This window comes from Duganella alba (genome assembly GCF_009674495.1).
Classification (GTDB): Bacteria; Pseudomonadota; Gammaproteobacteria; order Burkholderiales; family Burkholderiaceae_D; genus Rugamonas; species Rugamonas alba.
On record NZ_WKJN01000012.1, the window covers coordinates 137,164 to 163,636 of the forward strand.

Sequence of the window (26,473 nt, forward strand, 5' to 3'; positions counted from 1 at the left end):
GACCTCGTCTGTATTCACTGGTGGGAAGGGATGACCAGTGTAAGTATCGGCGATGTCACCACTTTGCGCCCGCTCAATTGGACTTAGCGCAGCGCGTAGTCCAGCGCCACGCCGGCAAACACCACGCCACCCAGCCAGTTGTTGTGGCGGAAAGCGTAGAAGCACGGATCGCGCTCGCGGTTGCGGATCAGCGTGTAGTGGTAGCAGGCCATGCCGGCCGCCACCGCCAGCCCGGCAACAAACCACAGGCGCAGGCCCATCTGCCAGCCGCACACCAGCAGGATCGCCAGGTGCATGGCGTAGCAGAACATGATGATGGCGACGTCGTAGCGGCCAAAGGTGATGGCCGAGGTCTTGATGCCGATCTTCAGGTCGTCGTCACGGTCGACCATGGCATATTCGGTGTCGTAGGCCAGGGTCCAGAAGACGTTGCCGACCAGCAGCAGCCAGGCCACCGGCGGCACCTGGTTCTGGATCGCCGCGAACGCCATCGGAATGCCGAAGCCGAAGGCGATGCCGAGGTAGGCCTGCGGAATGGCGAAGAAGCGCTTGAAATAGGGATAGGTGCCGGCCAGAATCACCGCCGCCACCGACATCTGTTTGGTCAGCGCGTTCAGCGGCAGGATCAGGCAGAAGGCGATCAGCGTCAGCACGACGGCAATCGCCACCGCTTCCTTGCCGCTGACGCGGCCGCTGGTGATCGGGCGCTGCGCGGTGCGCTTGACGAATTTGTCGATGTCCTGGTCGGCGTAGTCGTTGATGGCGCAGCCGGCCGAGCGCATCAGGAAGGTGCCGAGCGTGAAGATAACCAACAGTTTCCAGTCCGGCACGCCGCCGGACGCCATCCACATCGCATACAGCGTCGGCCACAGCAGCAGCACGGTGCCGATGGGTTTGTCCATCCGGATCAGACGAAGGTAGAGCGCCAGCTTGGTCATATGCGACTTCGGGTAACAGGAAAGCGGTCATTATCGCAAATCCTGTGACCCATTGTCATTCGTCGGCGCAGAGAGTGGTGATGCCGGGCAGGTTGCACGACGCCACCACGTCGCACACGGCGTCGATGGCGGCCTTGCGGGTGAAGCTTTTGCGCCACACGATGACCACGCGGCGCGACGGCGCCGGTTCGTCGAACGGGCGGAACTGCAGCATGCCTTCCTTGGTGTCCATGTCCGGCACCGAGGCGCGCGGCAGCACGGTCAGGCCGATGCCGCTGGCCACCATGTGACGGATGGTTTCCAGTGACGAGCCTTCGAAGGTGCGCTGCATGCCGTTGCCCGGCGCCGAGAAGCGCGCCATCTCGGGACATACTTCCAGTACCTGGTCGCGGAAGCAGTGTCCGTTACCAAGCAGCAGCATGTTCTCGGTTTTCAGGTCGTCGGCGGGAATGCTCTTGCGCTTGGTCCACGGGTGCAGCGTCGGCATGGCGACCACGAACGGTTCGTCATACAAGACTTGCATGGCCATACCATGTTCCGGCAGCGGCAGCGCCATGATGGCGGCGTCCAGTTCACCCTGGCGCAGCATTTCCAGCAGCTTGACGGTGAAGTTCTCCTGCAGGATCAAGGGCATCTGCGGCACCTTGTCGATCATGCCTTTGACCAGCGGCGGCAGCAGGTAGGGGCCGATGGTGTAGATCACGCCCAGGCGCAGCGGCCCGGCCAGCGGGTCCTTGTTCTGCTTGGCGAGTTCCTTGATGGCGGCGGTTTGTTCGAGCACGCGCTCGGCCTGGGCGACGATCTGCGCGCCCAGCGGCGTGACGGAGATTTCGGCGCCGCCCCGTTCAAACAGGACCACGCCCAATTCGTCTTCGAGTTTTTTGATGGCGACCGACAACGTCGGCTGGGCGACGTAACAGGCCTCGGCCGCATGTCCGAAGTGCTTCGCTCTTGCAACAGCGACAATGTATTTCAGTTCGGTCAGTGTCATGAAGTTATTTGAACACAGGCGATGCTGGGATGCAATAAATGAACGCCAAGTTGAGCTATTGTAGCGGAATGCTGTCGATATAATGCAGCGTAATTTCGAAAGGCGGTATATGTCTTCCACATTTGGTCCCGAAGAAGCGCAAGCCTACCTGCACAAGCTGCTCAAGGTGATGCACCATACCGGCGGTTCGGACTTGTTCATCGCCGCCGATTTCCCGCCGAGCATGAAGGCGCAGGGCGCGATGAAAGCCATGAGCCAGCAGAAGCTCAGCGGCAGTGTCACGCGCGCATTGGCCCTGTCGATCATGAACGACAAGCAGCAGCGCGAGTTCGAGGCTGAACTGGAATGCAACTTTGCCATCTCGCTGCCCGAGGTGTGCCGCTTCCGCGTCAACGTGTTTGTGCAGCAGCAGAACGTCGGCATGGTGATCCGCACCATCGCCTCCGAGATTCCGTCGCTGGAAAAGCTGGAACTGCCGGAGGTGCTGAAGGACATCATCATGACCAAGCGCGGCCTGGTGCTGGTGGTGGGCGGCACCGGTTCCGGCAAATCGACCACGCTGGCGGCGATGATCGATTACCGCAACACCAACTCGGCCGGCCACATCATCACGGTCGAAGATCCGGTCGAGTACGTGCACAAGAACAAGGGCTGCCTGGTGACGCACCGCGAGGTGGGCGTCGATACGCTGTCCTGGCACAACGCGCTGAAGAACACGCTGCGCCAGGCGCCGGACGTGATCCTGATCGGCGAGATCCGCGACACCGAAACCATGGAGCATGCGATCGCGTTTGCCGAGACCGGCCACCTGTGCCTGGGCACGCTGCACGCCAACAACGCCAACCAGACCATGGACCGCATCATCAACTTCTTCCCGGAGGAGCGCCGCAACCAGTTGCTGATGGACCTGTCGTCCAACCTGCGCGCCATCGTCTCGCAGCGGCTGATCCGCACCGAGGACGGCAGGGGCCGCAAGGCCGCCATCGAAATCCTGCTCAACACGCCGACCATTGCCGAGATGATCTTCAAGGGCAATTTCCAGGCGATCAAGGAAATCATGCACAAGTCGCGCGAGCTGGGCATGTGCACCTTCGACCAGGCGCTGTACGAACTTTATAATAAGGGCTACATCGCCTACGAAGAGGCGCTGCGCAACGCCGACTCGGCCAACGGCCTGCGCCTGCAGATCAAGCTGCACGGCGGCCGCGCCGAACCGGGCGAGGGCGGCGGCGCCTTCGGCGCGCTGAGCATCGAAGAAGAAAAACCGCAAGACGAACCTGAAAAGTAAGAAAGACCTCATGCCTCAATTTGAAGACAAGATCTGCACCCGCGAACAACTGGCGGCGCGCGTCGCCGCGCTGCCCAAGCCAGTGGTGCTGACCAACGGCGTATTCGACATCCTGCACCGCGGCCACGTCACCTACCTGGCGCAGGCGCGCGCGCTGGGCGCCTCGCTGGTGGTGGCGGCCAATACCGACGCTTCCGTCAAACGTCTCGGCAAGGGCGACGACCGGCCGCTGAACAACTGCGGCGACCGCATGGCGGTGCTGGCGGCGCTGGAATCGGTCAGCCTGGTGGTGGACTTCGACGAGGACACGGCGCTGGAAGTGGTGCAGCAGGCGCGGCCCGAAATCTACGCCAAGGGCGGCGATTACCAGATGGATGCGATCCCGGAAGGTAAGGCGGTGCTGGCCTACGGCGGCCAGGCGATCGCCATCGACTTCGAGCATGACCGCTCGACCACCAAGCTGCTGACCAAAGTGCGCGCCCACCAGTCATGAGGCTGCTGCTGATCGCCTTCGCCACGCTGGTGTTCCTCGGCGTGTTGTGGGGCCCGGCCTTTGCGCTGGCGCTGCGCTACTGGCGGCGCGGCGACGCGCGCGCTTTTGGTTCGCTGCGCTACCTGTATCCGGCGCAGCTGCTGGCGACGGTGGCGCTGGCGTTTGGCGCCGACGCCTTCGGCTATCGCCAGCCGGCCGCGATACTGGCCGGCATCACGCTGTGCGTGGGCGTGTGCGGCGCCTTCCTGCTGTTCCTGGCGCGCTGCGTGCGGCGCTGGCGGGCATGAGCGCCGGTTATACCGAGACTGTTTCACAGCGCATCGCCGCGCGCGATCAGCGCTATGCCCTGCCGGATGACGGCGGCATGGCGACCAATGCGGCGCCGCAGATGCTGCGCCAGCATTTCACCGTGGCCGGCGAGTTACGTTCGCTGCAAGCGCCGGCCTGGAGCGATTATGTCGGCCGCATCCTGGAGGTGCCGGTGACGCGCGGCCAAATGGCCAGAGGCTTCTTTGGCGAGCTGGATACCTATGTGTTCAAGGATCTGGTGTTTCTCGACAGCCGCACCGATCCGGTGTGCCAGCGGCGTACCAATGCGCGTATCTCGCGCGACGCCGTGCGCGACTATGTTTTCCATGTGGCGGTGGAAGGCATGGTTGAAACCGTGGCCGGCCCGCAGCAGCGCAGGGTCGATCAGTTCACGCCCGGCATCCTGGCGCTGGACATGGGGCAGCCGATGCAGATGATGCGTCCCAGCCGCGCGCGCGTGCTGGCGTTCTTCGTGCCGCGCGCCATGGTGGAGGCGGAGATTGCCGACGCGCCGGCCATCCATGGCCGCGTGGTGGGCTACACCACGCCGTTGGGACGGCTGATCCTCGGCCAGGTGGCGACGCTGTGTCATCAACTGCCGCAGCTGTCCGATGCCGAGGCGGCAATGGCGATCCGCACCTGCGCGCAACTGATTATCGCCGCCTTCGGCAAACAGGCGCGGCTTTCGGCAGGCGCGCGCGCGGCGGCCAATGCGGCGCTGCGCAGCCAGGTGCAGCGCTACATCCAGGCCAATCTCGGCGAGGAAACGCTGACGCCTGAAACCGTCCTCCAGCAGTTTTCCGTGCCGCGCCCGACGCTGTACCGCATGTTTGAAGCTGAAGGTGGTCTGGGCGCCTATATCCGCCATTGCCGCTTGCGCGAGGCCGCCAATGAGCTGGTGCGCGCGCCCCGGGTGGCGGTGACGCAGATCGCCTACGGGCTGTGTTTCAGCAGCCCGTCCGATTTCATCCGCGCCTTCCGGCGTGTCTATGGCATGACGCCGCAGGATTTCCGCATGCAGTCGCTGCTGCGCGACCTTGGCCTGGCTGGCGCCACCTTCTAGAACAGCGGCATGTCGCCGCGCAGCGCGATATAGAAATTGAGCGCCACGAAGGGCTGGCGGTTTTCATGCGGCAGGTCGCCAATCTGGACCGCCGGTATCGCCGAGTCGCCAGCGGTCTCGGCCGGCGCCGGTCCCGCTTGCAGGCAGGCGTTGTTGGTACCGAAGCTGTCGCCGGGCTGGCGCGGCGTCAGGCCGTTGCCGGCACCGTGGCCGCAGACAGCGCGGCCGGCCAGGTTGGGCAGGCGGAACTTGCCGTCGCTGTCGCCGCCGTAGGTGACGCCGATCAGGGAGAACAGGCCGGGATGGTCCTTGACAGCCACCAGGCTGCCGTCGCACATGGCCCAGCCGGGCGGAGCGAAACCGAAACCGAAAATCTGGATTTCACCGATAAATGGGCTGCTCACAATACGCTCCTAGCACAGCGAGCGGGTTGGGAAGGCGCCATGCGTGGCGATGCAATACGAGGCCGTCAGCGTCGGCATCATGTTGTCGTGCACGGCGGCGAGGGTGCGGCCGAGCGCAGGCATGGCCGCCGGCAGATGGCTTACTTCCAGCGCCACCGTTTCCTTGCCGCCGCCTTCGCCGACCAGGCGGCGCCTGGCGCCGGTGCTGCGGCCCAGTCCCTGGTGGACGGGCACCTGACCGCGCAGGTCCGGCACGCCAAAGGTTGAGGCGCCGTCGCCGCCATAGGTAGCGCCGATGGCCATAAACAGTTCGTCGTGATCCGCGATCCTGTAGATGCCGCCGTCGCACGGCAGCCAGCCTTGCGGCGCGCGGGAGAACGCCAGCATGCGGATTTCGCCGATCATCGGCGTGGGATTCACGCCGCGCAACGCGATGCAGAAGTTGAGCACGCGAAAGGGCTGCATGTTCGGGCGGCCGGCATTGCTGCCGGTGGCGATGAGGGCGTCATTCGACGCCGCTGCCTGCGCGACGTGCGTGAGGCCGGGCTGCAGCATCACGACCTCGGCGCCGCCGCTGTCGTTGAGCGCATACGGAGCGGGCGTCCAGGCTGGATCGGCAGAGGGGCCGGCGCCGACCGGCGTCGCGCCCTGCAGGTTGGGCACGGCGAAATCGTGCACGCCGTCGCCGCCATAGCGTGTGCCGATGACATCGAACAGTTCCGGATATTTTTGGATGGACAGAAACTGGCCGTTGCAGGGAGCGAAGTCCCTCGGCGTGAAGCCGAAACCGGTCATGATAATCTGGCCAATATAGGGTGTGGTCATGCTGCTCTCCGTTGATTACCCCGGCAGATTAGGTAGACGACATTGTTGCGTCAATGCAGGAAAAGATTTTTTCTGGATAAGGTTGTATTTCAATCAAAGTGAGACAGGGTGGCTATCCGTCTTTGGCGCAGGCGCTAAAATCGCGTGGGAACTGTATTACACTGACAGCATGCCAGCCCTGACCCTCACTGAAATCGATGTGCGCAGTTACGCCGCTCCGTTCTCGGACGCGCACGACTTCGCCCAGATGGTGTTGCCGCTCAAGGGCAAGCTGACGCTGGACATCAACGGCGCCGGCGACGTGGTGCATCCGCTGCGCGCCGCCTTCATCGCGCCGGGACTGGTGCACACACAGTTCTCGCGCGAGCCGAACCAGTCGCTGATCCTGGATTTCGACCTGGCCGGCGTGCCGCAAGAAACAGCGGGCCGCCTGGCCGAACGGCCGTATGCGCCGATCGGCGCCGCCGCCGGCAAGCTGATCGACTTCATGGGCGTGATGCATGCGCAGGGCGCGGCCAGCGCCGGCGTGCTGGCCAACTGGACGCCCTTGCTGCTGGAAGCGCTGACCTGTCAGCCGGTACGTCCAGCCTCGCGCCTGCAAGCGGCGTTGACGCGCTTCGAGGCGGCGCCTGGCCAGCCGTGGACCACCGACAGCATGGCCAGGCTGGCCTGCATGAGCGTGAGCAATCTGCACCGCGTGTTCCGCGAAGAGCTGGACACCACGCCGCAAGCCTGGCTGAACGCGATGCGCCTGCGCTTCGTCTGCCGTCAGTTGGTGGAATCGTCGCTGCCGATCGCGCAGCTGGCGACGCTGGCCGGTTACGCCGACCAGAGCGCGCTGACGCACGCCATGCGCCGCGACATGGACATCACGCCGCTGGCCTACCGTAAGCAGAACCAGACAAAAATCCGCTAGCCTCAGACAATCCTTGCTGATCGCGCGCCGCCACAATGCGTCTCGAAAAGGAGATTGCATATGTGGTATGGCGTTGTGTGCGGCCTTGCGGCCGGAGCCTTCTGGGGCATGATTTTTGTGATGCCGCGCTGGCTGGCGGAATTTTCGCCGATGGAGCTGGCGCTGGGGCGCTACCTGGCCTATGGGCTGATTACCTTGCTGCTGTTGCTGCCGCGCCTGAACGGGCTGTTGCGCCGGGTCACGCGTGCGGATTGCCTGGTGCTGCTGCGGCATGCGCTGGCGGGGAACATCGTCTACTACCTGTTGCTGTCGACCGGCGTGCAGCTGGCGGGCGTGGCAGCGGCGTCGCTGGTGATCGGCCTGCTGCCGTTGAGCGTGACCTTGCTGGGGCGGCGCGATCATGGCGCCTTGCCGCTACGTCAGCTGGCGTGGCCGCTGGCGCTGGTGGTGGCCGGCATCGCCTGCATCAATGTGGATGTGTTCACGCATGCGCAGCGGGCGGCGCAGTCGTGGCCGATGGTGGCGCTGGGGATGCTGTGTGCGTTCGGCGCTTTGCTGTGCTGGACCTGGTTCGCGGTCGACAATGCGCGCTTCCTGAAAAGTAATCCGCGCTTCAGTGGCGCAGAGTGGGCGGGCCTGTACGGCATCAGCACCGGTGTGGTGGCGCTGGCGCTGGGCGTGGTGGCGTATGGCTGCGGCTGGGCCGGTGGTGGCGTGCCGCGCGACTGGCTGCGTTTCTGGAGCGTGGTGACCATCGTCGCCTTGGGCGCGTCGGTGATCGGCAACCAGTTATGGAATCTGGCCAGCCGGCGCGTGCCGGTGACCTTGTCGGGCCAGCTGCTGCTGTTTGAAACCTTGTTCGGTTTGCTGTACGGTTTTCTGTACCAGCATCAGGCGCCGCGTCCGCTGGAGCTGGCGGCGATCGTGCTGCTGATCGCCGGCGTGGCCGGTTCGGTGTGGCTGCATGCCCGGCCGCCGGTGGGGCAGCTTCAGGCGCCGCCGGCGTAGCCGTTCTGGCGCCAGGCCTCGAACACCACCACGGCGACAGTGTTGGACAAGTTCATGCTGCGGTTGTCCGGGCGCATCGGCAGGCGGATACGCTGGGCGGTCGGGAAGCTTTCGCGCAGTGCCACCGGCAGGCCGGCCGTCTCCGAGCCGAACACGAACACGTCGCCGGGCTGGAAGCTGGCTTGCGCGAACGGCGAGCTGCCGTGCGTGGTCATGGCGAACATGCGGCTGGTGTCCGGCTGCACGTCGGCCAGGAAGGCGGCCCAGTCCTTGTGCACTTTCATGCGGGCGTACTCGTGGTAGTCGAGGCCGGCGCGCTTGAGCTTGGAGTCTTCCAGCGGGAAGCCCAGCGGCTCGATCAGGTGCAGCTGGGCGCCGGTGTTGGCGCACAGGCGGATGACGTTGCCGGTGTTCGGCGGAATTTCTGGGTGGACCAGGACGACGTGGAACATGCTTTCCTCTTTCTTCTTCAATCTTCAGTGCGGCGGCGTGCGGGCGAACACGAGGTTGCTCACGCGCGCGGCGCCGTGGCGTTTCAATGTGGCCGCCAGTTCGTTCAGCGTGCGGCCGCTGGTCATGACGTCGTCAACGACACCGATGTGGCGGCCTGCCACCAGGGCGGCGTCCGGCACGGCGAAGGCGCCGGCGATGTTCTGCTGGCGGCGATCGGGCGCGACGCTGCTCTGGGCGGCTGTCTCGCGCAGGCGGACGGCCAGTTGCGCGTGCAGGGCGATGCCCAGGCTGCTTGCCAGCGGCCGGGCGATTTCCAGGGCCTGATTGTAGCCGCGTTCGGCCAGCCTGCGCGGTCCCAGCGGCACCGGGCAAAGCAGGGCGGGCAGCGTGAAGTCCGGCTGGGACAGCACGCTGTCGCGCAGCAGGCGGGCGCACAATGGGGCCAGCGCCAGGCGGTGGCCGAATTTCAGTTGCAACACCAGCTGGTCCACCGGCATGGCGTAATCGGCAGCGACCAGGGTGCGGTCGAAGGCCGGCAGGTGCGCTTGACAGACGCCGCATAGCAGCGCCACGCCGGCAGCCTCTTCTGGCCGCGTGGCCGGCGGGCTTGGCCGCTCGGCATCGGTGGGATGGCGGGCCGGGAGCGCGTGGCCGTTTAGCGGATTGGCGCAGACCTGGCAGCGGGCGATGGCGGCGGCGGGGCCGAAAAATTGCGCGGCGCAGCCGGGACACAGGGCGTCGTCGCTGTCGCCGCCGCACAGGGCGCAGGCGCCCGGCAGCAGGTGGTGCAGCAGTGTTCCGCCCCAGCGCCGCAGTAGCGCGCTGAACGGCGCGTGGTAGCTGCGCGGTCGTCCGTTGTCATCGCGTCGTGGCGCGCGGTCAGGCAATGGCTCCGGCGCGGCCGCGTGCTGCGCTGCCCACCTCGCGATCCCGTCGCCGTCGCGCTGCCGCGCCGGCCGTTTCTTGTCATTCATGCCATGCTCCGCCGTCGAAAACCTGACCGGGCGCCGTCGCGATAGCGTTCAACCATGTACACTGCCGACATTATCGCATTACAACGACCTATCATCATGCAAGTCCCCGCCAATCCCCCCAAACTGAGCGCGCCGATCGATCTGGAGCGCGTGCGCCGTCTGTTTTCCCGTCCGGAACGTATCGCGCCGGCCGATTTTCTGCGCCGAGAAGTATCTTCGCGCATGTTTGATCGGCTGGAATTGATTAAAATAGCGCCTTCGCGCGTTTTGGACGCCGGCTCCGGCACCGGCGCCGATCTGCCTTTGTTGCAAAAGTCATATCCCGCCGCCCAGATTCTCGGGCTGGACGCTTCCGAAGCGATGCTGCGCGCCGCGCAAGGCCCGGCCGCCCGGCAATCCTCGCTGAACCAGCTACTGAGCAAGCTGTTGCCGTCAAAGAGCGGCCTCGACCTGGTGTGCGGCGATTTTTCCGAGTTGCCGCTGGGACCGAACTCGCTGGACCTGGTCTGGTCCAACCTGGCGCTGCATTGGCATCCGCAGCCGGACCGCGTGTTTGCCGAGTGGCGCCGCGTGCTGCGCGTGAACAGTCTGTTGATGTTTTCCTGCTTCGGCCCGGATTCGCTGCGCGAACTGCGCACCGCCTTTGCCGAAGCCGACCTGGCGCCGCACGTGCTGCCTTTCGTCGACATGCACGATTTCGGCGATCAACTGGTCGAAGTGGGGTTTTCGACCCCGGTGCTGGACATGGAAACTATCACCGTGACCTACGACACGCCACAAGCGTTGTTGGCTGACGTGCGCGCGCTGGGCGGCAATCCGCTCACCACATTGCGTCGCAGCATGATGGGCAAGCAGGCCTGGCAACGCATGCTGGGCACCCTGGAGCGCGGTCGCCGCGCCGACGGCAAACTGGGCCTGACCTTCGAAGTTATCTACGGTCACGCCTTCCGCCCGGCGCCGAAGGTGACTTCCAAAGGCGAAGCGATTATTCGTTTCGATCCGCCGCGTAAGCCGGGCTGAGGCGGATTGTATGTTGCCATGCGGCGTAAAGCTGCTTGGCAACAATCAGCCCGCGAGATAGTTTATTGCTTGATGTGCTACGTTTTTGTTCTATATAATCAATCACTAACTTTGCCACCCTGGCAAACACAGGTTACATCGAGCACGAACGAGCAGTTGCATTAAGCAGAAGTGCGCATCTCACGATGCGCTGTTGTTTAAGGAGCGTCGCCGGTTCAGTTTACCGATCAGCCGGAAAGACGTTAAAAAAATTATTTTAATTTCTTGGGCAGTTGGGGAAAACATGACATATGTGAAGCGACTTCAAGCGTTGATGCTCGGGCTGGCCATGCTGGCAGCCGGTGTGCCAGCGTGGGCAGCTGACACCGCAACAGGTACCTACAACGCCGCGACGGGCGGCACCGGCGGCCCCGTCGTCGGCGAAATGACATTGCAGCCTCCCGCCACCCAAATCGCCACCGAAGTCTACAGCCTGCACAACTGGATGATGGGCGTCTGCCTAGTCATCTTCTTCGCTGTGTTCGGCGTGATGTTCTATTCGATCTTCAAGCACCGCAAGTCGCTGGGCCACAAGCCGGCCACCTTCCACGAATCGACCGCGGTCGAAGTGGCCTGGACCATCGTGCCGTTCCTGATCGTGATCGGCATGGCGCTGCCCGCCACCCGCACCGTGGTCGGCATGAAGGACACCTCCAACGCCGACATCACCATCAAGGTCACCGGCATGCAGTGGAAGTGGGGCTACGACTACCTGAAAGGCGAGGGCGAGGGCATTTCCTTCCTGTCCAACCTGTCGACGCCGCGCGCGCAAGTGGGCGCGCCGGGCTTCGAGCCGACCGAGAAACGCGGCGACAACTACCTGATGGAAGTCGACAACGAAGTGGTGGTGCCGGTGCACCGCAAGATCCGCCTGATCACCACCGCCAACGACGTCATCCACTCGTGGTCGATCCCGGCCTTCGCCGTCAAGCAGGATGCGATTCCCGGCTTCGTGCGCGACACCTGGTTCAAGGCCGAGCACACCGGCACCTTCCGTGGCTACTGCTCGGAACTGTGCGGCAAGGAGCACGCCTTCATGCCGATCGTGGTGCGCGTGGTGTCGGACGCCGACTATAAAGTCTGGGTCGATGGCAAGAAAAAGGAAATGGCCGCGCTGGCCGACGATCCAACCAAAACCTGGACCATCGACGAGCTGAAAACCAAGGGCGAAAAAGTCTACAGCACCAACTGCGTGGTCTGCCACCAGGCCAACGGCCGCGGCATGCCGGCCACCTACCCGGCGCTGGATGGTTCGCCGGTGGTCACCGGCCCGAAAGCCGAACAAATCAACGTGCTGTTGCACGGTAAGAAGAGCGGGAAATATCCCGTCGAAATGCCTTCTTGGAAGCAATTGTCGGATACGGATATCGCGGCTGTCATTACTTACACCCGCAATAGCTGGACGAACAAGGCTGAGGAAAACATCGTTCAACCAGCCGAAGTTGTGGCTGCACGTAAGTAATCAGGAGCGTTACAGATGAGCACAACCACTTTGGATCACGCCCACGATCATGACCACGCGCACGACCATCCCCATGGTCCGGCGCGCTGGCTGTTCGCGACCAACCACAAGGACATCGGTACGCTGTACCTGTGGTTCTCGTTCATCATGCTGCTGTCCGGCGGCGTGCTGGCGCTGATGATACGTACCGAGCTGTTCAAGCCCGGCCTGCAATTCTTCCAGCCTGAATTCTTCAACCAGCTGACCACCATGCACGGCCTGGTGATGGTGTTCGGCGCCATCATGCCGGCCTTCGTCGGCTTCGCCAACTGGATGATCCCGCTGCAGATCGGCGCGTCGGACATGGCGTTCGCGCGCATGAACAACTTCTCGTTCTGGCTGCTGCCGCCGGCCGCCATCCTGCTGGCCACCTCGTTCCTGGCGCCGGGCGGCGCCACCGCCGCCGGCTGGACGCTGTACGCGCCGCTGTCGACCCAGATGGGCCCAGGCATGGACATGGCCATCTTCGCGATGCACCTGATGGGCGCCTCGTCGATCATGGGTTCGATCAACATCATCGTCACCATCCTCAACATGCGCGCGCCCGGCATGACGCTGATGAAGATGCCGATGTTCTGCTGGACCTGGCTGATCACCGCCTACCTGCTGATCGCCGTGATGCCGGTGCTGGCAGGCGCCATCACCATGACGCTGACCGACCGCCACTTCGGCACCTCGTTCTTCAACGCGGCCGCCGGCGGCGACCCGGTCATGTACCAGCACATCTTCTGGTTCTTCGGCCACCCCGAGGTGTACATCATGATTCTGCCGGCGTTCGGCATCGTCTCGCAGATCCTGCCGGCCTTCGCCCGCAAGCAGCTGTTCGGCTACGCGTCGATGGTGTACGCCACCGCGTCGATCGCGATCCTGTCGTTCATCGTCTGGGCCCACCACATGTTCACCACCGGCATGCCGGTCACCTCGCAGCTGTTCTTCATGTACGCCACCATGCTGATCGCGGTGCCGACCGGCGTGAAGGTGTTCAACTGGATCGCCACCATGTGGCGCGGCTCGATGACGTTTGAAACGCCGATGCTGTTCGCGGTCGGCTTCATCTTCGTGTTCACCATCGGCGGCTTCACCGGCCTGATCCTGGCGGTGACGCCGATCGACATCCAGCTGCAGGACACCTACTACGTGGTGGCGCACTTCCACTACGTGCTGGTGGCCGGTTCGCTGTTCGCGCTGTTCGCCGGCTTCTACTACTGGTCGCCGAAATGGACCGGCCACATGTACAACGAGACCATGGGCAAGACCCACTTCTGGCTGTCGCTGATCACCTTCAACGTGACCTTCTTCCCGATGCACTTCCTGGGCCTGGCCGGCATGCCGCGCCGCTACGCCGACTACTCGGCGCAGTTCACCGACTTCAACATGGTGGCCACCATCGGCGCCTTCGGTTTCGGCCTGTCGCAGGTGTTCTTCCTGTTCTTCGTGATCCTGCCGACCATTCGCGGCGGCAAGAAGGCGGAAGCCAAGCCATGGGAAGGCGCGGAAGGCCTGGAGTGGACCGTGCCGTCGCCGGCGCCGTTCCACACCTTCGAAACGCCACCACAGTTCAAATAACCATGAACGGCCAAAAGAAACCGAACAACCTGCGCACCGCCCTGATCCTGTTCGGCCTGGCGGCGTTCTTCTTCGCCTCGGTGTTCGTCAAGCGCATCTGGCTGAGCTGAGATGACCGAGAACAAAAAGCTGCTGGGCAAGCTGATCGTCATCGCCGCGGTGATGTTCGGCTTTGCCTATGCGCTCAATCCGTTCTATCGCCAGATCTGCGAAGCGCTGGGCATCAATGTGCTGACGCAGAAGGACGGCACGGCGGCCTACGACCAGAACACGCAGGTCGACAAGACGCGCAACGTCACCATCGAGTTCGACGGCAACGCGCAGGGACCGTGGCGCTTCCGGCCGACGCAGGCCAGCATGAGCGTGCATCCGGGCGAGCTGAACACGGTGATGTATGAAGTGGTCAACACCCAGCCGCGCGAGATGAATGCGCAGGCGATCCCGAGTTACGCGCCGCAGAACGCGACGCCGTTTTTCATGAAAGTGGAGTGCTTCTGTTTCAAGCAGCAGACGCTGAAGCCGAACGAGGCGCGCCAGATGCCGGTGGTGTTCTACATCGATCCCAAGCTGCCGCGGGAGGTGAAGACCATCACGCTGTCGTACACCTTCTTCGAGGTGGGCGGCGGCTTGGTCAAGACGGCGGCCAACTGATGGACAAGCAGCCCAGCTTTCTGTATTCGCTGAAGGCCGTGCTGTGGTCGTTCGTGGGACTGCGCCGCAAGCGCGACTTCGACGAGGACCAGCAGGCCTTGAATCCGGTGCACATCATCATCGCGGCGGTGCTGGCGGTGGCGGTGTTCATCGGCATACTGATAACAATCGTCAAATTCGTAGTAGCTAAATAAGTGAGGGGGAGATGAAGATGAGTTCAACAAGTTCACACGGTGGGGCCGCGCCGTATTATTTCGTGCCGGGACCGTCCCGCTGGCCGCTGCTGGCGGGCCTGAGCATGCTGGTGACCATGATCGGCGCGTCGGCGTGGGTCAATGATGCATCGTGGGGGCCGGCCGCGAACCTGATCGGCATCCTCGGCACCATCACCGTGCTGTACTTCTGGTTTGGCGACGCCATCAAGGAATCCGAGGGCGGGCTGTACAGCCAGCGCATCGACCATTCCTATCGCTGGTCGATGAGCTGGTTCATCTTCTCCGAGGTGATGTTCTTCGGCGCCTTCTTCGGCGCACTGTTCTATGCGCGCACCATCTCGATGCCGTGGCTGGGCGACCTGGACCACAAGTTCATCTGGCCGGACTACGCGCCGCACTGGGGTGGCGCCACGCCGGCCGGCACGGTGGAAGAGTTCCGCACCATGGGTCCGTTCCCGATCCCGACCATCAACACCGCCTTGCTGCTGACCTCGGGCGTGACCCTGACCATCGCCCACCACGCGCTGCGCGCCGGCCATCGCGCGCAGACCGCGATCTGGCTGTTCGCCACGATTGTGCTGGGCGCGGTGTTCATGGGCTTCCAGGCCTACGAATATCACCACGCGTACACCGAACTGAACCTGAAGCTGACCTCGGGCATCTACGGCTCGACCTTCTTCATGCTGACCGGCTTCCACGGCTTCCATGTGACCATGGGGGCGATCATGCTGTCGGTGGTGCTGTACCGCGTGCTGAAGGGACATTTCACGCCGGACAACCACTTCGCCTTCGAGGGGGCCGCGTGGTACTGGCACTTCGTCGATGTGGTCTGGCTGGGACTTTACGTGGTCGTGTATTGGCTATAATGGCGTCAGCCGACAAGCCGCACTCCGGTGCGGCTTTTTTTTTACGCCGATTGAGACCCAAAGCGTAACGCAAGCCGCGGGGTCTGACCCGAGGGTCAGACCCCTAGTGGCCGCAGTGCGGGTTTGCTTTAGAAGCGGATGCCCTTGGGTTGAATATAGCCCATCTTGTAAGCCAGCAGGATCAGCAAAAACAGCGTGATCGACAGCGCCACCCGCACCGCCAGCGCGCGCACGGTGTTGTTGCTGCGGCCCTTGTCGCGCATCAGGAAGAACAGCGCTGACCCCAGGCTGCCGAGGATCAGGATGAAGGCGATGGCGACAGCAATTTTCATCTCATTTGTGCGTGGCGATTTGATCGAGGTTCCATTGTAATGGTGTTCCGCTTTAAATTGATTCCTTTCATCGCCACCGTGCTGGTCGTGGCGTTGGGCATACAGCTCGGCAACTGGCAGGAGCGCCGCGCTGCCGAGAAAATCGCGCTGCAAGGCCGGCTGGCCGACGGCGCCGCCGCCGCGCCGCTGGTGCTGGACGGCGTGCCGCAAGCCGCCGACGCGGTGGCCTGGCGTCGCATCACCGTCACTGGCGAGTTCGTGCGCAACTGGCCGGTCTATCTCGACAACCGCCCATACCAGGGCCGGGCCGGATTCTATTTGCTGATGCCGTTTAAAATAGCGGGATCGAACATGCACGTGCTGGTGGCGCGCGGTTGGCTGCCGCGCGATCCGGCGGTGCGCGACAAGCTGCCGGCCTACGCCACGCCGGATGGCACGGTCACCCTGCAGGGCGTGGCGCGCCTGAACGCCGGCCATGTGATGGAACTGGGCAGCACGCAACCGCTGGCGCCCAACGCCATCGTGCAGAACGCCGATCCGCTGCAACTGGCCAGGGACAGCGGCCTGACCATGCAGCCGTTCGTGGTGGAGCAGGCCGGGCCGGCGCAGCCGTCGGGCGACGATGCGCGGATGGTGCGCGACTGGCCGGCGCCGTCGCTGGGCGTGGAAAAACATCAGGGCTATGCCTTCCAGTGGTACGTACTGTCGGCGATGGCGGTTATCTTTTTTGTAGTGAATGGATTCAGACGTGGAAAAACCAAATAATCGCGGCCGCTGGAAGCTGTTGCTGGTGCTGGCCGTGTGCGCGGCGCCGCTGATTGCGTCATACTTCACGTACTACGTGATCAAGCCAAAGGGCGGGGAAACCAATTACGGCGCGCTGATCGATCCGCGCGCATACCCGATTCCGGCCATGGCCAGCACCACGCTGGACGGCAAGCCGGCCCGGCTGGAAGATTACAAGGGCAAGTGGATCATGTTGAAAGTCGGTCCGTCCGACTGCCAGCAGGCGTGCCAGGACCAGCTGTTCGCCATGCGCCAGCTGCGCACCATGCAGGGCAAGGAGATGGAGCGCATCGAGCGCGTGTGGCTGATCACCGACGAGCAGCCGCTGGAAACCATGCTGCTGCGCGTGAACGACGGCACCCGCATGCTGCGCGCGCCGGCCGGCGTGGTGGAGAAGTGGCTGCCGCTGGAGGCGGGCGTGGCGGACCAGGCGTCCGAGCATGTGTATCTGATCGACCCGCTGGGCAATCTGATGATGCGCTTCCCGAAAGGCGCCGTGTCCAGCGATGTGGATAAGGTCAAGCGGGTCCACAAGGACATCACGAAATTGTTGAAGGCTTCGGCCATAGGTTAAACGTATGCATCTCACTCTTGCACAAATGGCGATTACGGCACTGATGATCGCGCTGCTGCCGGCCACCATCGTCTGGACCTCGTCGGACGCCAACAAGTACCGCAAGCTGGTGTGGGTCAGCGTGTTCCTGACGTTCGATCTGATCGTGTTCGGCGCCTTCACGCGCCTGACCGACTCCGGCCTCGGCTGCCCGGACTGGCCGGGCTGCTACGGCGCCGCCAATCCCTTCCTGGCCCACGCGCAGATCGTCGCGGCCGAGGCGCTGATGCCGACCGGGCCGGTGACCGTGGTCAAGGCCTGGATCGAGATGATCCACCGCTATCTGGCCATGACCATCGGCGTGCTGATCGTGGCGATGATGGCGCAGTCCTGGTATCAGTGGCGCAAGACCAGGCGCGCCGAGTACGCGCCATGGCTGCCGACGGCGCTGTTCTTCTTTGTCTGCCTGCAGGGCGCGTTCGGCGCCTGGACCGTGACGCTGAAGCTGCAGCCGGTGATCGTCACCATCCATCTGCTGCTGGGTATGGGCCTGCTGTCGATGCTGGTGTGGTACGGCGGCCGCCAGAATCATCTGCATGCGCCGCGCACGGTGGTCAGCGCCTCGCCGCCGGCCATGCGCAACATCCGCATCCTGGCCGGCGTGGCCGCCGCGCTGCTGCTGGTGCAGCTGGCGCTGGGCGGCTGGACCAGCACCAACTACGCCACGCTGGCGTGCACCGACTTCCCGCTGTGCGGCGGCAAGGTGATTCCCGACATGGACTTCGAACATGGCTTCACGCTGTGGCGCGAGCTGGGAAAGACGGCCACTGGCCACTACCTGCCGTTTTCGGCGCTGACGGCGATTCACTGGGTGCACCGCAATTTCGGCATCCTTGTCGCGCTGGTGGCGGGCTATGCCGCGTGGCGCGCCTGGGGCCATGACGTGCTGCATAAAACCGCCCGCAACATCGCCCTGGCGCTGGCGGCGCAGATCGTCACCGGCGTGGCGACCATCTACCTGAGCTTCCCGCTGACCATCGCGGTTCTGCATAACGCCGGGGCGGCGCTGCTCGTCCTGTTGCTGACCATGTTAAACTACAAGGCTAAGTACCAGTACGACATTGCTAAAAAGGCAGCCTCGGGCGCCGCGCATCCTCCCTCGTCGACGGTACGGCATTGAAAAAGTTGCACTCATGACCACGCAAACCGTAACCATCAAACATCCGAACCGCGCCTCGCAATTCTGGGCGCTGACCAAACCGCGCGTCACCATGATGGCGGTGTTCTGTGCCGTCATCGGCATGTTCCTTGGCACCTCGGAAGGTTTGCCGGATTGGCATCTGGTGCTGTACGCAACGGTCGGCATCTGGCTGCTGACGGGGGCGGCGTTTGCGGTCAACTGTCTGGCCGAGCGCGAGATTGACGCGCGCATGGCGCGCACCGCGCGCCGGCCGATGGCGCTGGGCGACATCAGCGTCACGCAGACGGTGATCTTTGCGCTGGTGATCGGCGGCGCCGGCATGTGGGTGCTGAATACCCTGGTCAATCCGCTGACCATGTGGCTGACCTTCGTCACCTTTCTTGGCTACGCCATCATCTACACCATGATTCTGAAGCCGGCGACGCCGCAGAACATCGTCATCGGCGGCCTGTCGGGCGCGATGCCGCCGGCCTTGGGCTGGGCGGCGGTGGCCAACGACGTGCCGATGGAGGCGTGGCTGCTGGTGATGATCATCTTCGTCTGGACGCCGCCGCATTTCTGGGCGCTGGCGCTGTACCGCCGCGACGACTACGCGCGTTCCGGGCTGCCGATGCTGCCGGTCACGCACGGCATGAAATTCACCCAATTCCACGTCTGGCTGTACTCGATCGCGCTGGCGGCGACGACGCTGCTGCCGTACGCGGTACAAATGAGCGGCCTGATCTACCTGGTTAGCGCCATCATCCTGAACGCCATGTTCCTGCATCACTCGTGGAAGATCTACCGCCACTACACCGACCTGATCGCCCGCAAAGCCTTCACCTGGTCCATCATCTACCTCGGCTTGCTGTTCCTGGCCCTGCTGGTCGATCACTACATCAAAATCTAACGCAACGCAGCTCCTTCAAGGCTCTTTTTGAGGGGGCTCCGTGGAGACTGCTTCCTTGGCGGCCATGCCACAGGTATTCGGAGTCATTGATTGCGGTACGAATCTTTTCTTTAGCGTCGCTTTCATTCATGATGGCCTCCATGCGCGGTATCATGCTGTTAGACCTGCCTCAGCAGACCCAGTTCAACTGAAAGACCTATCTCGATGAAAAAAGTTCTCGCCTTTGCTTTGATCGCTGTTTCCCTATTGGCCGGTTGCGGCGAGAAGAAGGCGGAGGCGCCGAAGGTGGCGTTTCAGAGTACCGATCTGACCGGCGCTTCGTTCGCCAGGGACTTCGCGCTGACCGACCACAACGGCAAGCCGCGCACCATGGCGGACTTCAAGGGCAAGGCGGTGATCATGTTCTTCGGCTATACCCAGTGCCCGGACGTGTGCCCGACCACCATGGCTGAAATGTCCGAAGTGATGAAACAGCTCGGCCCGCAGGCCGACCAGGTGCAGGTGCTGTTCGTTACCATCGATCCCGAGCGCGATACGCAGAAGCTGCTGTCCGAATACGTGCCGGCCTTCGACAAGCGCTTCCTCGGCCTGTACGGCACGCCGGAACAGACCGCCGCCGTCGGCAAGGAATTCAAGGTGATGTACAACAAGGTGCCGGGCACCACGCCGGGCAGCTATTCGATGGACCACACCGCCGCCAGCTATGTGTTCGACAAGCAGGGCAAGATCCGCCTGCTGCTGCGTCCGGGCCAGCCTACCAGCTTCACCGTGCATGACCTGAAACTGCTGTTGTCCTGATCCCCGGAGAGCGTATGCAACAACGCTTCCAGCCCTTCACCCGCCTGGCCGCCGTCATCCTGCTGGTGATCGGCTGTCTGGCCGTGCTGCGGCCGTTCCTGGCGGCGATCTTGTTTGCCGCCGCCATCAGCATCTCCAGCTGGCCGCTGTATTTGCGCCTGCTGGCGCGCCTGAAGCAGCGCCGCACCATCGCCGCGCTGGTGATGAGCATCGGCCTGACCTTGCTGATCATCGTGCCGCTGACGCTGGTGACCTGGAACATCGCCGATAACGCCTCCTCCTACTACGACCAGATCAAGGCCAGCCTCGACAGCGGCACGCTGGACCCGCCGCTGTGGCTGAAAGACATTCCGCTGGTCGGCGAAATGGTCGACAGCTATCTGCGCAAGCTGCTGCACAGCCGCGAGGAACTGCTCAACGTCGCCAAGAACCTGCTGGAGCCGGGACGCCGCCTGCTGCTCGGCGGCGGCATGGTGCTGGGCTCGGGCGTGGCGCAGGTCAGCCTGGCGGTGTTCGTCAGCTTCTTCCTGTACCGCGACGGCCAGGCCATCCTGCAGGCGCTGGCCACCGGCATGGACAAGCTGATCGGTGAACAAAGCATCACCGTGGCCGACACCGTCAGCCGCACCGTGCGCGGCGTGATGTACGGCATCCTCGGCACCGCGCTGGCGCAGGCGGTGGTGGCCGCCATCGGCTTTTTGATCGCCGGCGTGCCGGCGGTGGCGCTGATGTCGGTCGCCACCTTCCTGTTCTCGCTGATACCGGTCGGGCCGCCGCTGATCTGGGGCGGCGCCACCATCTGGCTGTTCAACCAGGGCGACACCGGCTGGGCCATCTTCATGTTCATCTGGGGCATGTTCGTCATCAGCGGCGTCGACAACGTGGTCAAGCCGGTGCTGATCTCGCGCGGCAGCAGCCTGCCGTTCATCCTGGTGCTGCTGGGCGTGATGGGCGGCGTGCTGGCGTTCGGCTTCGTCGGCCTGTTCATCGGCCCGACCTTGCTGGCGGTAGGTTTGGGCCTGCTGCGCAACTGGACCGGCCACCAGCTGGAAAGCAAGCCTCAGTAATTCAGCAGCCGGGCCGCCAGCTCGGCGTTGAGGTGACGCTCGAAGATGCGCTTCAGCGTGCCGTCCTCGCGCATGGCGCGGATGGTCTGGCTGAAGCGTTCCGCCGTCGCCTCGTCGACGTGCTGGCGCGACAGGATCAGGCCGCCGATCACGCTGTCCTTGGGCGGCGCCCAGTCCATCACGCGCAGCGGCGTCGGCGGTTTTTCCTGCTTCAGCTGATACCAGCCCGAGCTGATCGACATCATTGCCTGCACCCGTCCGACCTTGAACAGCCGCAGCAGGGCAGGGTAGTCGGCCGCCTCGTAGACCCGGCCCTGCGCGCGCAGCTGCGTCAGCCAGGCGTCGTAGAATTTACCGTGACGGAAGGATTTGATGACGCCGATGCGCAGGCCATGGTCGGCCGTGAAGTCGTCGATGCTGCGCACCTCGGCCGGCACATTCTGGTGCAGCAGCACGTAGTTGCGTTCCGACAGATAGGGAATCACGCGGCCGAACTTCTCGCGTTCCGGCGTGGACACCGTCGACACCGACATGTCGATGTTCCCGCCATTCATGCCGGCCCAGATGCGCACGCGCGAATCGGTGGTTGGCTCGATGGTGCAGCCCATGCGGCGCGCCACTTCGTCGACCACCTCCTTGTCGATGCCGGTCCAGCTGCCGTCGGCCGCCTTGTAGTAGAGCGCGCCGTATTCGTAGAAGGCGCTGCGCAGGTGGCCGCAGTCGCCGTGCGCGCCGGCCGTGCCCGTCAGGCACAGCAGCGCGGCACACAGGATAAGCCTGGCTAGCATGGTCTCCCCCTGGCGCCGCCTGGGGGCGCCTTTATCAGTCCTGGTCGGCGTTGTCCTCGGTGTCATCCTTGGGGATGACCTTCACCAGCAGGATACGCGGGCCGTTCATTTTCTTGGCGACGATGTCGAAATGGCGGAAGCTGATGCGCTGTCCCTGTTTCGGGATGTCGCCGAGCTTGAGCATCAGCAGGCCGCCCACCGATTCTACCTCTTCCAGGCCCAGTTCCTCATTTTCAATGTCGATGCCCAGCGTGCGTTCGAGCGAGAAGATCGGCAGGCTGGCCTTGCCGATCAGCGTGCCGTCCGGCTGCTTGAGCCAGTCGTTCTCGTTGAGGCGGAATTCGTCGTGGATCTCGCCGACCATCGCGCCGAGCAGATTGTCCAGCGTGATGAAGCCGACCGGGCGCTTGCCCTTTTCGCCGATCAGGGCGAAGTGCGGCGCGCCGTCGCGGAAGCGGCGGAACTGTTCCAGCGCCGCGGTGCGGGCGGAAATCGTCTCGACCGGACGCAGGAAGGGCACCAGGTCGGTGACCTGGCGGCCGGACTGCATGGCGAAGAACAGGTCTTTCAGGTGCACCACGCCGAGCACGGTGTCGCCGTCCTTGTCGTAGTAGGGATAGCGGCTGAAGCGGTTGCGCAGCATGGTGTCGAGGTTGTCCTTCAGCGAGCGGGTGGCGTGCAGGCTGATCACCTCGTTGATCGGACGCATCAGGTCGGACACGGCCAGGTCGCTGAAATCCAGCGAGTGCGCCAGGATGTTGCGCTCGTCCTGGTTGAATTTTTCGCCCGGCTGGCTGGTGCGCAGGATCAGCTTCAGTTCATCGACCGAATAGTGGCTGTCGTGGCCGCCCTTGCCGGACAGGCCGGCCAGCCCCAGCACCATGTTGGCGCTGGCGTTCAGCACCCAGATGAACGGGTACATGGCCCAGTAGAAGCCGTACAGCGGCAGCGCGCTCCACAGGCCGACCACTTCGGGCATGCGGATCGCCAGCGATTTCGGCGCCAGTTCGCCGACCACGATGTGCAGGAAGGAGATCACGCCGAACGCGAACACGAAGGCGATGCCGTGCACCAGCTCCGGCGAGGTGATGCCGATAAAGGTCAGCAGCGGTTCCAGCAGGCCGGCGAAGGCCGGCTCGCCGACCCAGCCCAGGCCCAGCGAGGCCAGCGTGATGCCCAGCTGGCAGGCGGACAGGTAAGCGTCCAGCTCGCCGTGGACTTTGCCGAGGATGCGCCCCTGTATTCCCTTGGTCTTGGCGATCGCGCGAACGCGCGTTTTTCGCAGAGTGACGATGCCGAATTCGGCAGCGACGAAGAAACCGTTCAAAGCAACCAGGAAGATGGCGAGAACGACAAGCAGGAAGTTTTGCATAGGGGCCGAGCGGCGATTTACGTTGTTGAAACCTCCATCTTAGCTGACTGCGCGTTTGCGCAGCGCAAATTCCAGTACTTTCCTAAGCGAAACTTAAGCCAGGATAAGGCTTCCTGGCTTGTCCCCTGGATCAGCGTACCGGGTTGAGCAGCGCCGGCTGGCCGAATTCCACCAGCTTGGCGTTGGACTTGCTGAAGTAGTCGCTCCAGAACGCCTGGAGGGACTGCATGGTTTTCGGATCGCGGTAGCTCTTGCCGTTCGCTGCCTCGTCGGCCAGCAGGCCGGCGCCGATGACATAGACGCGCGCGCCGCCGAAGTCGGCCAGCAGGTGGTTATCTTCGACCGTGCGCAATTCCTTGGCGGGCGCGATATTGCGCACCGACTTGCCCTGCTCGGCGTAGAAGTTGGCGACCGACGAGTTCTCCAGCATGTCGGACACGACCAGCACGATCTTGTCCTGCGCCGCCGACTGCTTGATGACGCTGGAGATCGCCTTCAGGCTGGCGTAGATGTCGGACTTGGCGATGTTGCTGCTGGTGCCCTGGTAGGCGGCGCGCAATGCCTGTCCGGCCGCTTGCGCGGCCTGCTGCGGCTGACGTTGCTGGCATTGATCCAGCTTGGTCAGCACCGGCTTGGCGATGTCGTTGCGCACCTCGGCCGGCAGCGGCGATTCCAGCTTGCCGGACGCCAGCACCTCGGTGTAGTGGCCCTGGGTGTAGGCCGAGAACACGACCACGCTGAAGCTGCTGCCGGCGACCAGGAACGGCTTGACGTTGTTGGCCACCGACTGCTGCAGCGCCGGGCTGAGCGGCGTGGTCTGGTCGACCACCACCAGCAGCTCGCGCGCGGTGGGCGGGAACGGCGGCAATTGTTTGTCCTGGCAACTGCGGACGGCGTCCGTGTTGCCGGCCAGCGCGGCGCCGGCGAGGCAGAATTGCAGTAGCAGGGCGCTCCACTTCACAGCAGATCCTCCAGTTCGGCGTTGCGGGCCTGGCGGGCCTTGTCTTCCTTCTGCTGCTTGAGGGCGACCACGACCTGATCGTTGAGTTCGGCAGGCAGCGAATTCAGCAGGGCCAGCTTGGCTTGCTTGTCCTCGCCCATGGCGTTCAGCTGGGCCACGATGTCGGCGGCGGTGGGCGCTGCAGCTGGCGCGGCGGCTGCAGCCGGTGCAACTGGCACGGCTGCCGGTGCGGCCGCGACAGGCGCCGGTGTGGCGGCGGCCGAGGCTTGCTGCTTGACGCTGGCGGCATGGGCGCGCTCGTGCTGGCGTTCGGCCTGGTCGGCGATACGGGTTTCCTGCACGAAGTCGCGGAAAGTTTTGCTCAGGTGCTGGCCGGAGGTGCCGACCGTGCTGTTCTTGGCCATGATGCGTTGCTGCAGCACCGCCAGACGCGCCTGCGCGGTGTCGGCCACGCGGCGATAGGCTTCGCGCACGGCGGTGTAGCTGGAATAGCGGCCGCCGCCGATGTCGCGGAAGGCTTCCGCGCTGTTCTGGCCGGCAAAGCCCCAGCGGTAGCCGAAGATCACGCCCAGCAATTGCAGGAAGACGAACACGAAGGCCAGCACGATGAAGGTGGCCCAGCCGCCGTGGCGGTCGATGTCGGCTTCGTCGGTCGCCACTTTCTTGTCGGCGTTGTGGTCGGAGGCGGCATCGGCGTCCGGCAGGCGCAGGGTGGTCTTGCTCATGTCCATGCTGTCGGCGGCGGCCTGGTTGCCGCTATCGACCTGATGGGTGACCAGCGCGACACGCGCCGACAGTTCTTTTTCCAGCACCTGGCCGCGCACATAGGTGGCGGCGCCGGCGATCAGCAGCACGATCACCAGCGTGGCGGTCGAGATCACATAGCTTGGATGGGTGCCGACGCGGTTGCACAGCTGGGTGTAGGCAGGCATGTCGCTGTCGCTGCTCTGCGGATCGGACAGGGGAATGGTGCCGGTCGACAGCTTGAACTGGCGCTTGTCTTCCACCCATTCGCGGCGGGCGTTCTTGATCAGGTTGGACTTGTGCAGCTCATGGCCGGCAAAGTGGGTGAACGCCACCAGGATCACCGAGATCAGGAAGGCGATGCCGTAGGCGCCGGTCTGTTGCAGGTTCTCGCTGGCGCCCGGAATGGTGTAACCAGCCAGCACGTACGAGAAACCGAGCGCTTCGACAAACACCATCGACACCGTCAGCAGCCAGATCCAGCCCGGCGTGTTGGTGCGGCCGTTGTCGCCGGCCTTGGTCAGGTAAGCCTTCTTCTCGTTGAAGTCGTGCTCGTCCTGCACGTGGACGAAGTTCTTGTACTCCTGGCACAGCGTGCGCTCGCCGGTGAACCAGCCTGGATGGGCCACGTCTTCATTGGCGTCGCGCGACAGGCTGGCGATGCGGCCGACCAGCGGAAAATTGACCCAGGTGTTGAACCACCACCATTTGACCTGCTGCCACAAGGTGGCCACGACAACCAATGCCAGCATCACGCTGACGATGCTCCAGGCCAGCGCCGGATACGTGGAAATAAACTCCTTCATGACTACATCCCTTTATTTTTGGTTGAGACTAGGTTTGAAATCCGCCGACATCAGGCGCGCGTTGTGCCAGTACACCAGGCTGCCCTTCTTGGCGACGCTGCCGCCGTCGCTGCCGAACACCACGTCGACGCAGGACAGGCCGCCTTTGCCGTTCAGGAACAGGCGGTACAGCAAGCCTTTGTTGCCGAGATAGGTGTTGACTTCCGGCGTGGCGGACAGGGTGGGCGTGACGCTGCCGGCGCGCGCCGGGTTGTAGCCGGCGTAGACCTTGAACTCCGGCAGGTTGGCGGCGGCGCCATCGCCGGCCAGCACGGCGACCTTGTTCAGCACCACCAGGTGGCCGTTGACCTGGTCGGCCCAGGTTTTGCCATACAGGCCGGGCAGGTGTTCGCTGGTGCGGTAGGTTTTGCCGTCGGCCAGCGCCTTGACGCCGTTGGCGGCGCGCGGGTGGTCGCGCGAGCAGTCCGCAATCACCGGCGGTTCGTCGGCGTAGGCGGTGCTGATCAGCGAGAAGGTGGGGCGGCTGCGCGAGGCCAGCTGGCCGATGTCGGCGGCGCCGGTGGCCGTCAGCGGGCTGCCGCCAAAGTCGATGCCGTTGGCGGGCGTGGGCGCGGCGGCGCCTGGCTTGGCCGGCTGCGCTGCTGCGGTTGCGGCCT

General features: G+C 64.0%; 30 protein-coding genes and 1 pseudogene. 19 read left to right on the forward strand and 12 right to left on the reverse strand.

The annotated features are described in order from the left end of the window. Positions 1–83: 83 nt before the first annotated feature. Together ubiA and GJ695_RS14440 are read right to left on the reverse strand one after the other, a co-directional pair. Entirely contained in the window at positions 84–938 is an 855-nt protein-coding gene (ubiA, locus tag GJ695_RS14435) for a 4-hydroxybenzoate octaprenyltransferase (RefSeq protein WP_154365828.1), read from the reverse strand. A 55-nt stretch (positions 939–993) separates the two neighbouring features. Further along, entirely contained in the window at positions 994–1,929 is a 936-nt protein-coding gene (locus tag GJ695_RS14440) for a hydrogen peroxide-inducible genes activator (protein ID WP_154365830.1), read from the reverse strand. Positions 1,930–2,038: 109 nt separating this feature from the next. Here GJ695_RS14440 and GJ695_RS14445 point away from each other — a divergent pair, with 109 nt between their 5' ends. The 4 genes from GJ695_RS14445 to GJ695_RS14460 are packed head-to-tail and all read left to right on the forward strand — an operon-like array spanning position 2,039 to position 5,082. Further along, positions 2,039–3,217 carry a PilT/PilU family type 4a pilus ATPase gene (locus GJ695_RS14445; RefSeq protein ID WP_154365831.1) on the forward strand — a complete coding sequence of 393 codons (1,179 nt, stop codon included), beginning with the start codon at positions 2,039–2,041 and terminating at the stop codon, positions 3,215–3,217. Positions 3,218–3,227: 10 nt separating this feature from the next. Beyond that, entirely contained in the window at positions 3,228–3,710 is a 483-nt protein-coding gene (gene rfaE2, locus GJ695_RS14450; RefSeq protein ID WP_154365833.1) for a D-glycero-beta-D-manno-heptose 1-phosphate adenylyltransferase, read from the forward strand. Continuing rightward, positions 3,707–3,997 carry a hypothetical protein gene (locus tag GJ695_RS14455; RefSeq protein ID WP_154365836.1) on the forward strand — a complete coding sequence of 97 codons (291 nt, stop codon included), beginning with the start codon at positions 3,707–3,709 and terminating at the stop codon, positions 3,995–3,997. The genes rfaE2 and GJ695_RS14455 overlap by 4 nt, the downstream gene beginning before the upstream one ends. Then, complete coding sequence (locus GJ695_RS14460) at positions 3,994–5,082, forward strand: helix-turn-helix domain-containing protein (protein WP_154365838.1); 1,089 nt, start codon at positions 3,994–3,996, stop codon at positions 5,080–5,082. The genes GJ695_RS14455 and GJ695_RS14460 overlap by 4 nt, the downstream gene beginning before the upstream one ends. Here the strand turns inward: GJ695_RS14460 and GJ695_RS14465 are convergent. Together GJ695_RS14465 and GJ695_RS30120 are read right to left on the reverse strand one after the other, a co-directional pair. Next, entirely contained in the window at positions 5,079–5,486 is a 408-nt protein-coding gene (locus tag GJ695_RS14465; RefSeq protein ID WP_166455221.1) for a phage tail protein, read from the reverse strand. The genes GJ695_RS14460 and GJ695_RS14465 overlap by 4 nt on opposite strands. A 9-nt stretch (positions 5,487–5,495) precedes the next feature. Continuing rightward, positions 5,496–6,311, reverse strand: coding sequence for a phage tail protein (locus GJ695_RS30120; RefSeq protein ID WP_229260529.1), 816 nt, complete (start codon positions 6,309–6,311; stop codon positions 5,496–5,498). A gap of 169 nt (positions 6,312–6,480) precedes the next feature. Between GJ695_RS30120 and GJ695_RS14475 the strand changes: the two genes are divergently transcribed. Both GJ695_RS14475 and GJ695_RS14480 read left to right on the forward strand, forming a co-directional pair. After that, the gene (locus GJ695_RS14475; RefSeq protein ID WP_154365840.1) at positions 6,481–7,227 is read left to right on the forward strand and encodes a helix-turn-helix domain-containing protein; all 747 of its coding nucleotides are present in this window, start codon (positions 6,481–6,483) and stop codon (positions 7,225–7,227) included. 60 nt (positions 7,228–7,287) lie between these two features. Next, complete coding sequence (locus GJ695_RS14480; RefSeq protein WP_154365842.1) at positions 7,288–8,235, forward strand: DMT family transporter; 948 nt, start codon at positions 7,288–7,290, stop codon at positions 8,233–8,235. Here GJ695_RS14480 and trmL read toward each other — a convergent pair. Both trmL and GJ695_RS14490 read right to left on the reverse strand, forming a co-directional pair. Continuing rightward, positions 8,217–8,687, reverse strand: a complete 471-nt coding sequence (trmL, locus tag GJ695_RS14485) for a tRNA (uridine(34)/cytosine(34)/5-carboxymethylaminomethyluridine(34)-2'-O)-methyltransferase TrmL (protein ID WP_154365844.1) — start codon at positions 8,685–8,687, stop codon at positions 8,217–8,219. The two genes, GJ695_RS14480 and trmL, sit on opposite strands and share 19 nt — an antisense overlap. Positions 8,688–8,711: 24 nt before the next feature. Continuing rightward, positions 8,712–9,662, reverse strand: a complete 951-nt coding sequence (locus GJ695_RS14490) for a ComF family protein (RefSeq protein ID WP_154365846.1) — start codon at positions 9,660–9,662, stop codon at positions 8,712–8,714. A 96-nt stretch (positions 9,663–9,758) separates the two neighbouring features. Here GJ695_RS14490 and GJ695_RS14495 point away from each other — a divergent pair, with 96 nt between their 5' ends. From GJ695_RS14495 to GJ695_RS14520, 7 genes are all read left to right on the forward strand, one after another. Next, complete coding sequence (locus tag GJ695_RS14495; RefSeq protein ID WP_154365848.1) at positions 9,759–10,682, forward strand: methyltransferase domain-containing protein; 924 nt, start codon at positions 9,759–9,761, stop codon at positions 10,680–10,682. A gap of 283 nt (positions 10,683–10,965) precedes the next feature. Continuing rightward, the gene (gene coxB, locus GJ695_RS14500) at positions 10,966–12,183 is read left to right on the forward strand and encodes a cytochrome c oxidase subunit II (RefSeq protein ID WP_154365850.1); all 1,218 of its coding nucleotides are present in this window, start codon (positions 10,966–10,968) and stop codon (positions 12,181–12,183) included. Positions 12,184–12,198: 15 nt separating this feature from the next. Next, positions 12,199–13,788, forward strand: a complete 1,590-nt coding sequence (gene ctaD / locus GJ695_RS14505) for a cytochrome c oxidase subunit I (RefSeq protein ID WP_154365852.1) — start codon at positions 12,199–12,201, stop codon at positions 13,786–13,788. Between the two features lie 2 nt (positions 13,789–13,790). Next, the gene (locus GJ695_RS30125; protein WP_217363440.1) at positions 13,791–13,898 is read left to right on the forward strand and encodes a cytochrome oxidase small assembly protein; all 108 of its coding nucleotides are present in this window, start codon (positions 13,791–13,793) and stop codon (positions 13,896–13,898) included. 1 nt (position 13,899) lies between these two features. Continuing rightward, positions 13,900–14,439 (forward strand): cytochrome c oxidase assembly protein, encoded by a 540-nt coding sequence (locus GJ695_RS14510; protein WP_154365854.1) that lies wholly within the window; start codon positions 13,900–13,902, stop codon positions 14,437–14,439. Next, entirely contained in the window at positions 14,439–14,633 is a 195-nt protein-coding gene (locus tag GJ695_RS14515) for a DUF2970 domain-containing protein (protein ID WP_154365856.1), read from the forward strand. The genes GJ695_RS14510 and GJ695_RS14515 overlap by 1 nt, the downstream gene beginning before the upstream one ends. 17 nt (positions 14,634–14,650) lie before the next feature. Then, positions 14,651–15,520 (forward strand): cytochrome c oxidase subunit 3, encoded by an 870-nt coding sequence (locus GJ695_RS14520; protein WP_154365858.1) that lies wholly within the window; start codon positions 14,651–14,653, stop codon positions 15,518–15,520. A gap of 128 nt (positions 15,521–15,648) precedes the next feature. Here GJ695_RS14520 and GJ695_RS14525 read toward each other — a convergent pair whose 3' ends face one another. Beyond that, a complete protein-coding gene (locus GJ695_RS14525) occupies positions 15,649–15,852 on the reverse strand; it encodes a twin transmembrane helix small protein (RefSeq protein WP_154365860.1) in 204 nt (67 codons plus the stop codon). A 33-nt stretch (positions 15,853–15,885) separates the two neighbouring features. Between GJ695_RS14525 and GJ695_RS14530 the strand changes: the two genes are divergently transcribed. From GJ695_RS14530 to GJ695_RS14555, 6 genes are all read left to right on the forward strand, one after another. After that, positions 15,886–16,617: an SURF1 family protein gene (locus GJ695_RS14530; protein WP_166455225.1), complete on the forward strand. Its 732-nt coding sequence runs from the start codon at positions 15,886–15,888 to the stop codon at positions 16,615–16,617. After that, complete coding sequence (locus GJ695_RS14535) at positions 16,589–17,212, forward strand: SCO family protein (RefSeq protein ID WP_154365864.1); 624 nt, start codon at positions 16,589–16,591, stop codon at positions 17,210–17,212. The genes GJ695_RS14530 and GJ695_RS14535 overlap by 29 nt, the downstream gene beginning before the upstream one ends. 4 nt (positions 17,213–17,216) lie before the next feature. Then, positions 17,217–18,371 carry a COX15/CtaA family protein gene (locus GJ695_RS14540; protein WP_166455222.1) on the forward strand — a complete coding sequence of 385 codons (1,155 nt, stop codon included), beginning with the start codon at positions 17,217–17,219 and terminating at the stop codon, positions 18,369–18,371. Positions 18,372–18,384: 13 nt separating this feature from the next. Then, entirely contained in the window at positions 18,385–19,281 is an 897-nt protein-coding gene (gene cyoE / locus GJ695_RS14545; protein WP_154365866.1) for a heme o synthase, read from the forward strand. A gap of 204 nt (positions 19,282–19,485) precedes the next feature. After that, complete coding sequence (locus tag GJ695_RS14550; protein WP_154365867.1) at positions 19,486–20,079, forward strand: SCO family protein; 594 nt, start codon at positions 19,486–19,488, stop codon at positions 20,077–20,079. A gap of 14 nt (positions 20,080–20,093) precedes the next feature. Then, positions 20,094–21,146, forward strand: coding sequence for an AI-2E family transporter (locus GJ695_RS14555; protein WP_154365869.1), 1,053 nt, complete (start codon positions 20,094–20,096; stop codon positions 21,144–21,146). On the opposite strand, the gene GJ695_RS14560 is transcribed toward GJ695_RS14555, so the two are convergent. The 5 genes and pseudogenes from GJ695_RS14560 to GJ695_RS29630 form a co-directional block, all read right to left on the reverse strand. Continuing rightward, the gene (locus tag GJ695_RS14560) at positions 21,140–21,934 is read right to left on the reverse strand and encodes a substrate-binding periplasmic protein (RefSeq protein WP_154365870.1); all 795 of its coding nucleotides are present in this window, start codon (positions 21,932–21,934) and stop codon (positions 21,140–21,142) included. The two genes, GJ695_RS14555 and GJ695_RS14560, sit on opposite strands and share 7 nt — an antisense overlap. 34 nt (positions 21,935–21,968) lie before the next feature. After that, positions 21,969–23,306: a hemolysin family protein gene (locus GJ695_RS14565; protein ID WP_154365872.1), complete on the reverse strand. Its 1,338-nt coding sequence runs from the start codon at positions 23,304–23,306 to the stop codon at positions 21,969–21,971. Between the two features lie 130 nt (positions 23,307–23,436). Beyond that, positions 23,437–24,267 carry a hypothetical protein gene (locus tag GJ695_RS14570; RefSeq protein ID WP_154365874.1) on the reverse strand — a complete coding sequence of 277 codons (831 nt, stop codon included), beginning with the start codon at positions 24,265–24,267 and terminating at the stop codon, positions 23,437–23,439. Beyond that, complete coding sequence (locus GJ695_RS14575; RefSeq protein ID WP_154365876.1) at positions 24,264–25,817, reverse strand: hypothetical protein; 1,554 nt, start codon at positions 25,815–25,817, stop codon at positions 24,264–24,266. Before GJ695_RS14575 ends, GJ695_RS14570 begins: the two co-directional genes overlap by 4 nt. Before the next feature lie 12 nt (positions 25,818–25,829). Then, positions 25,830–26,473: pseudogene (locus tag GJ695_RS29630) on the reverse strand (OmpA family protein); the annotation flags it as partial.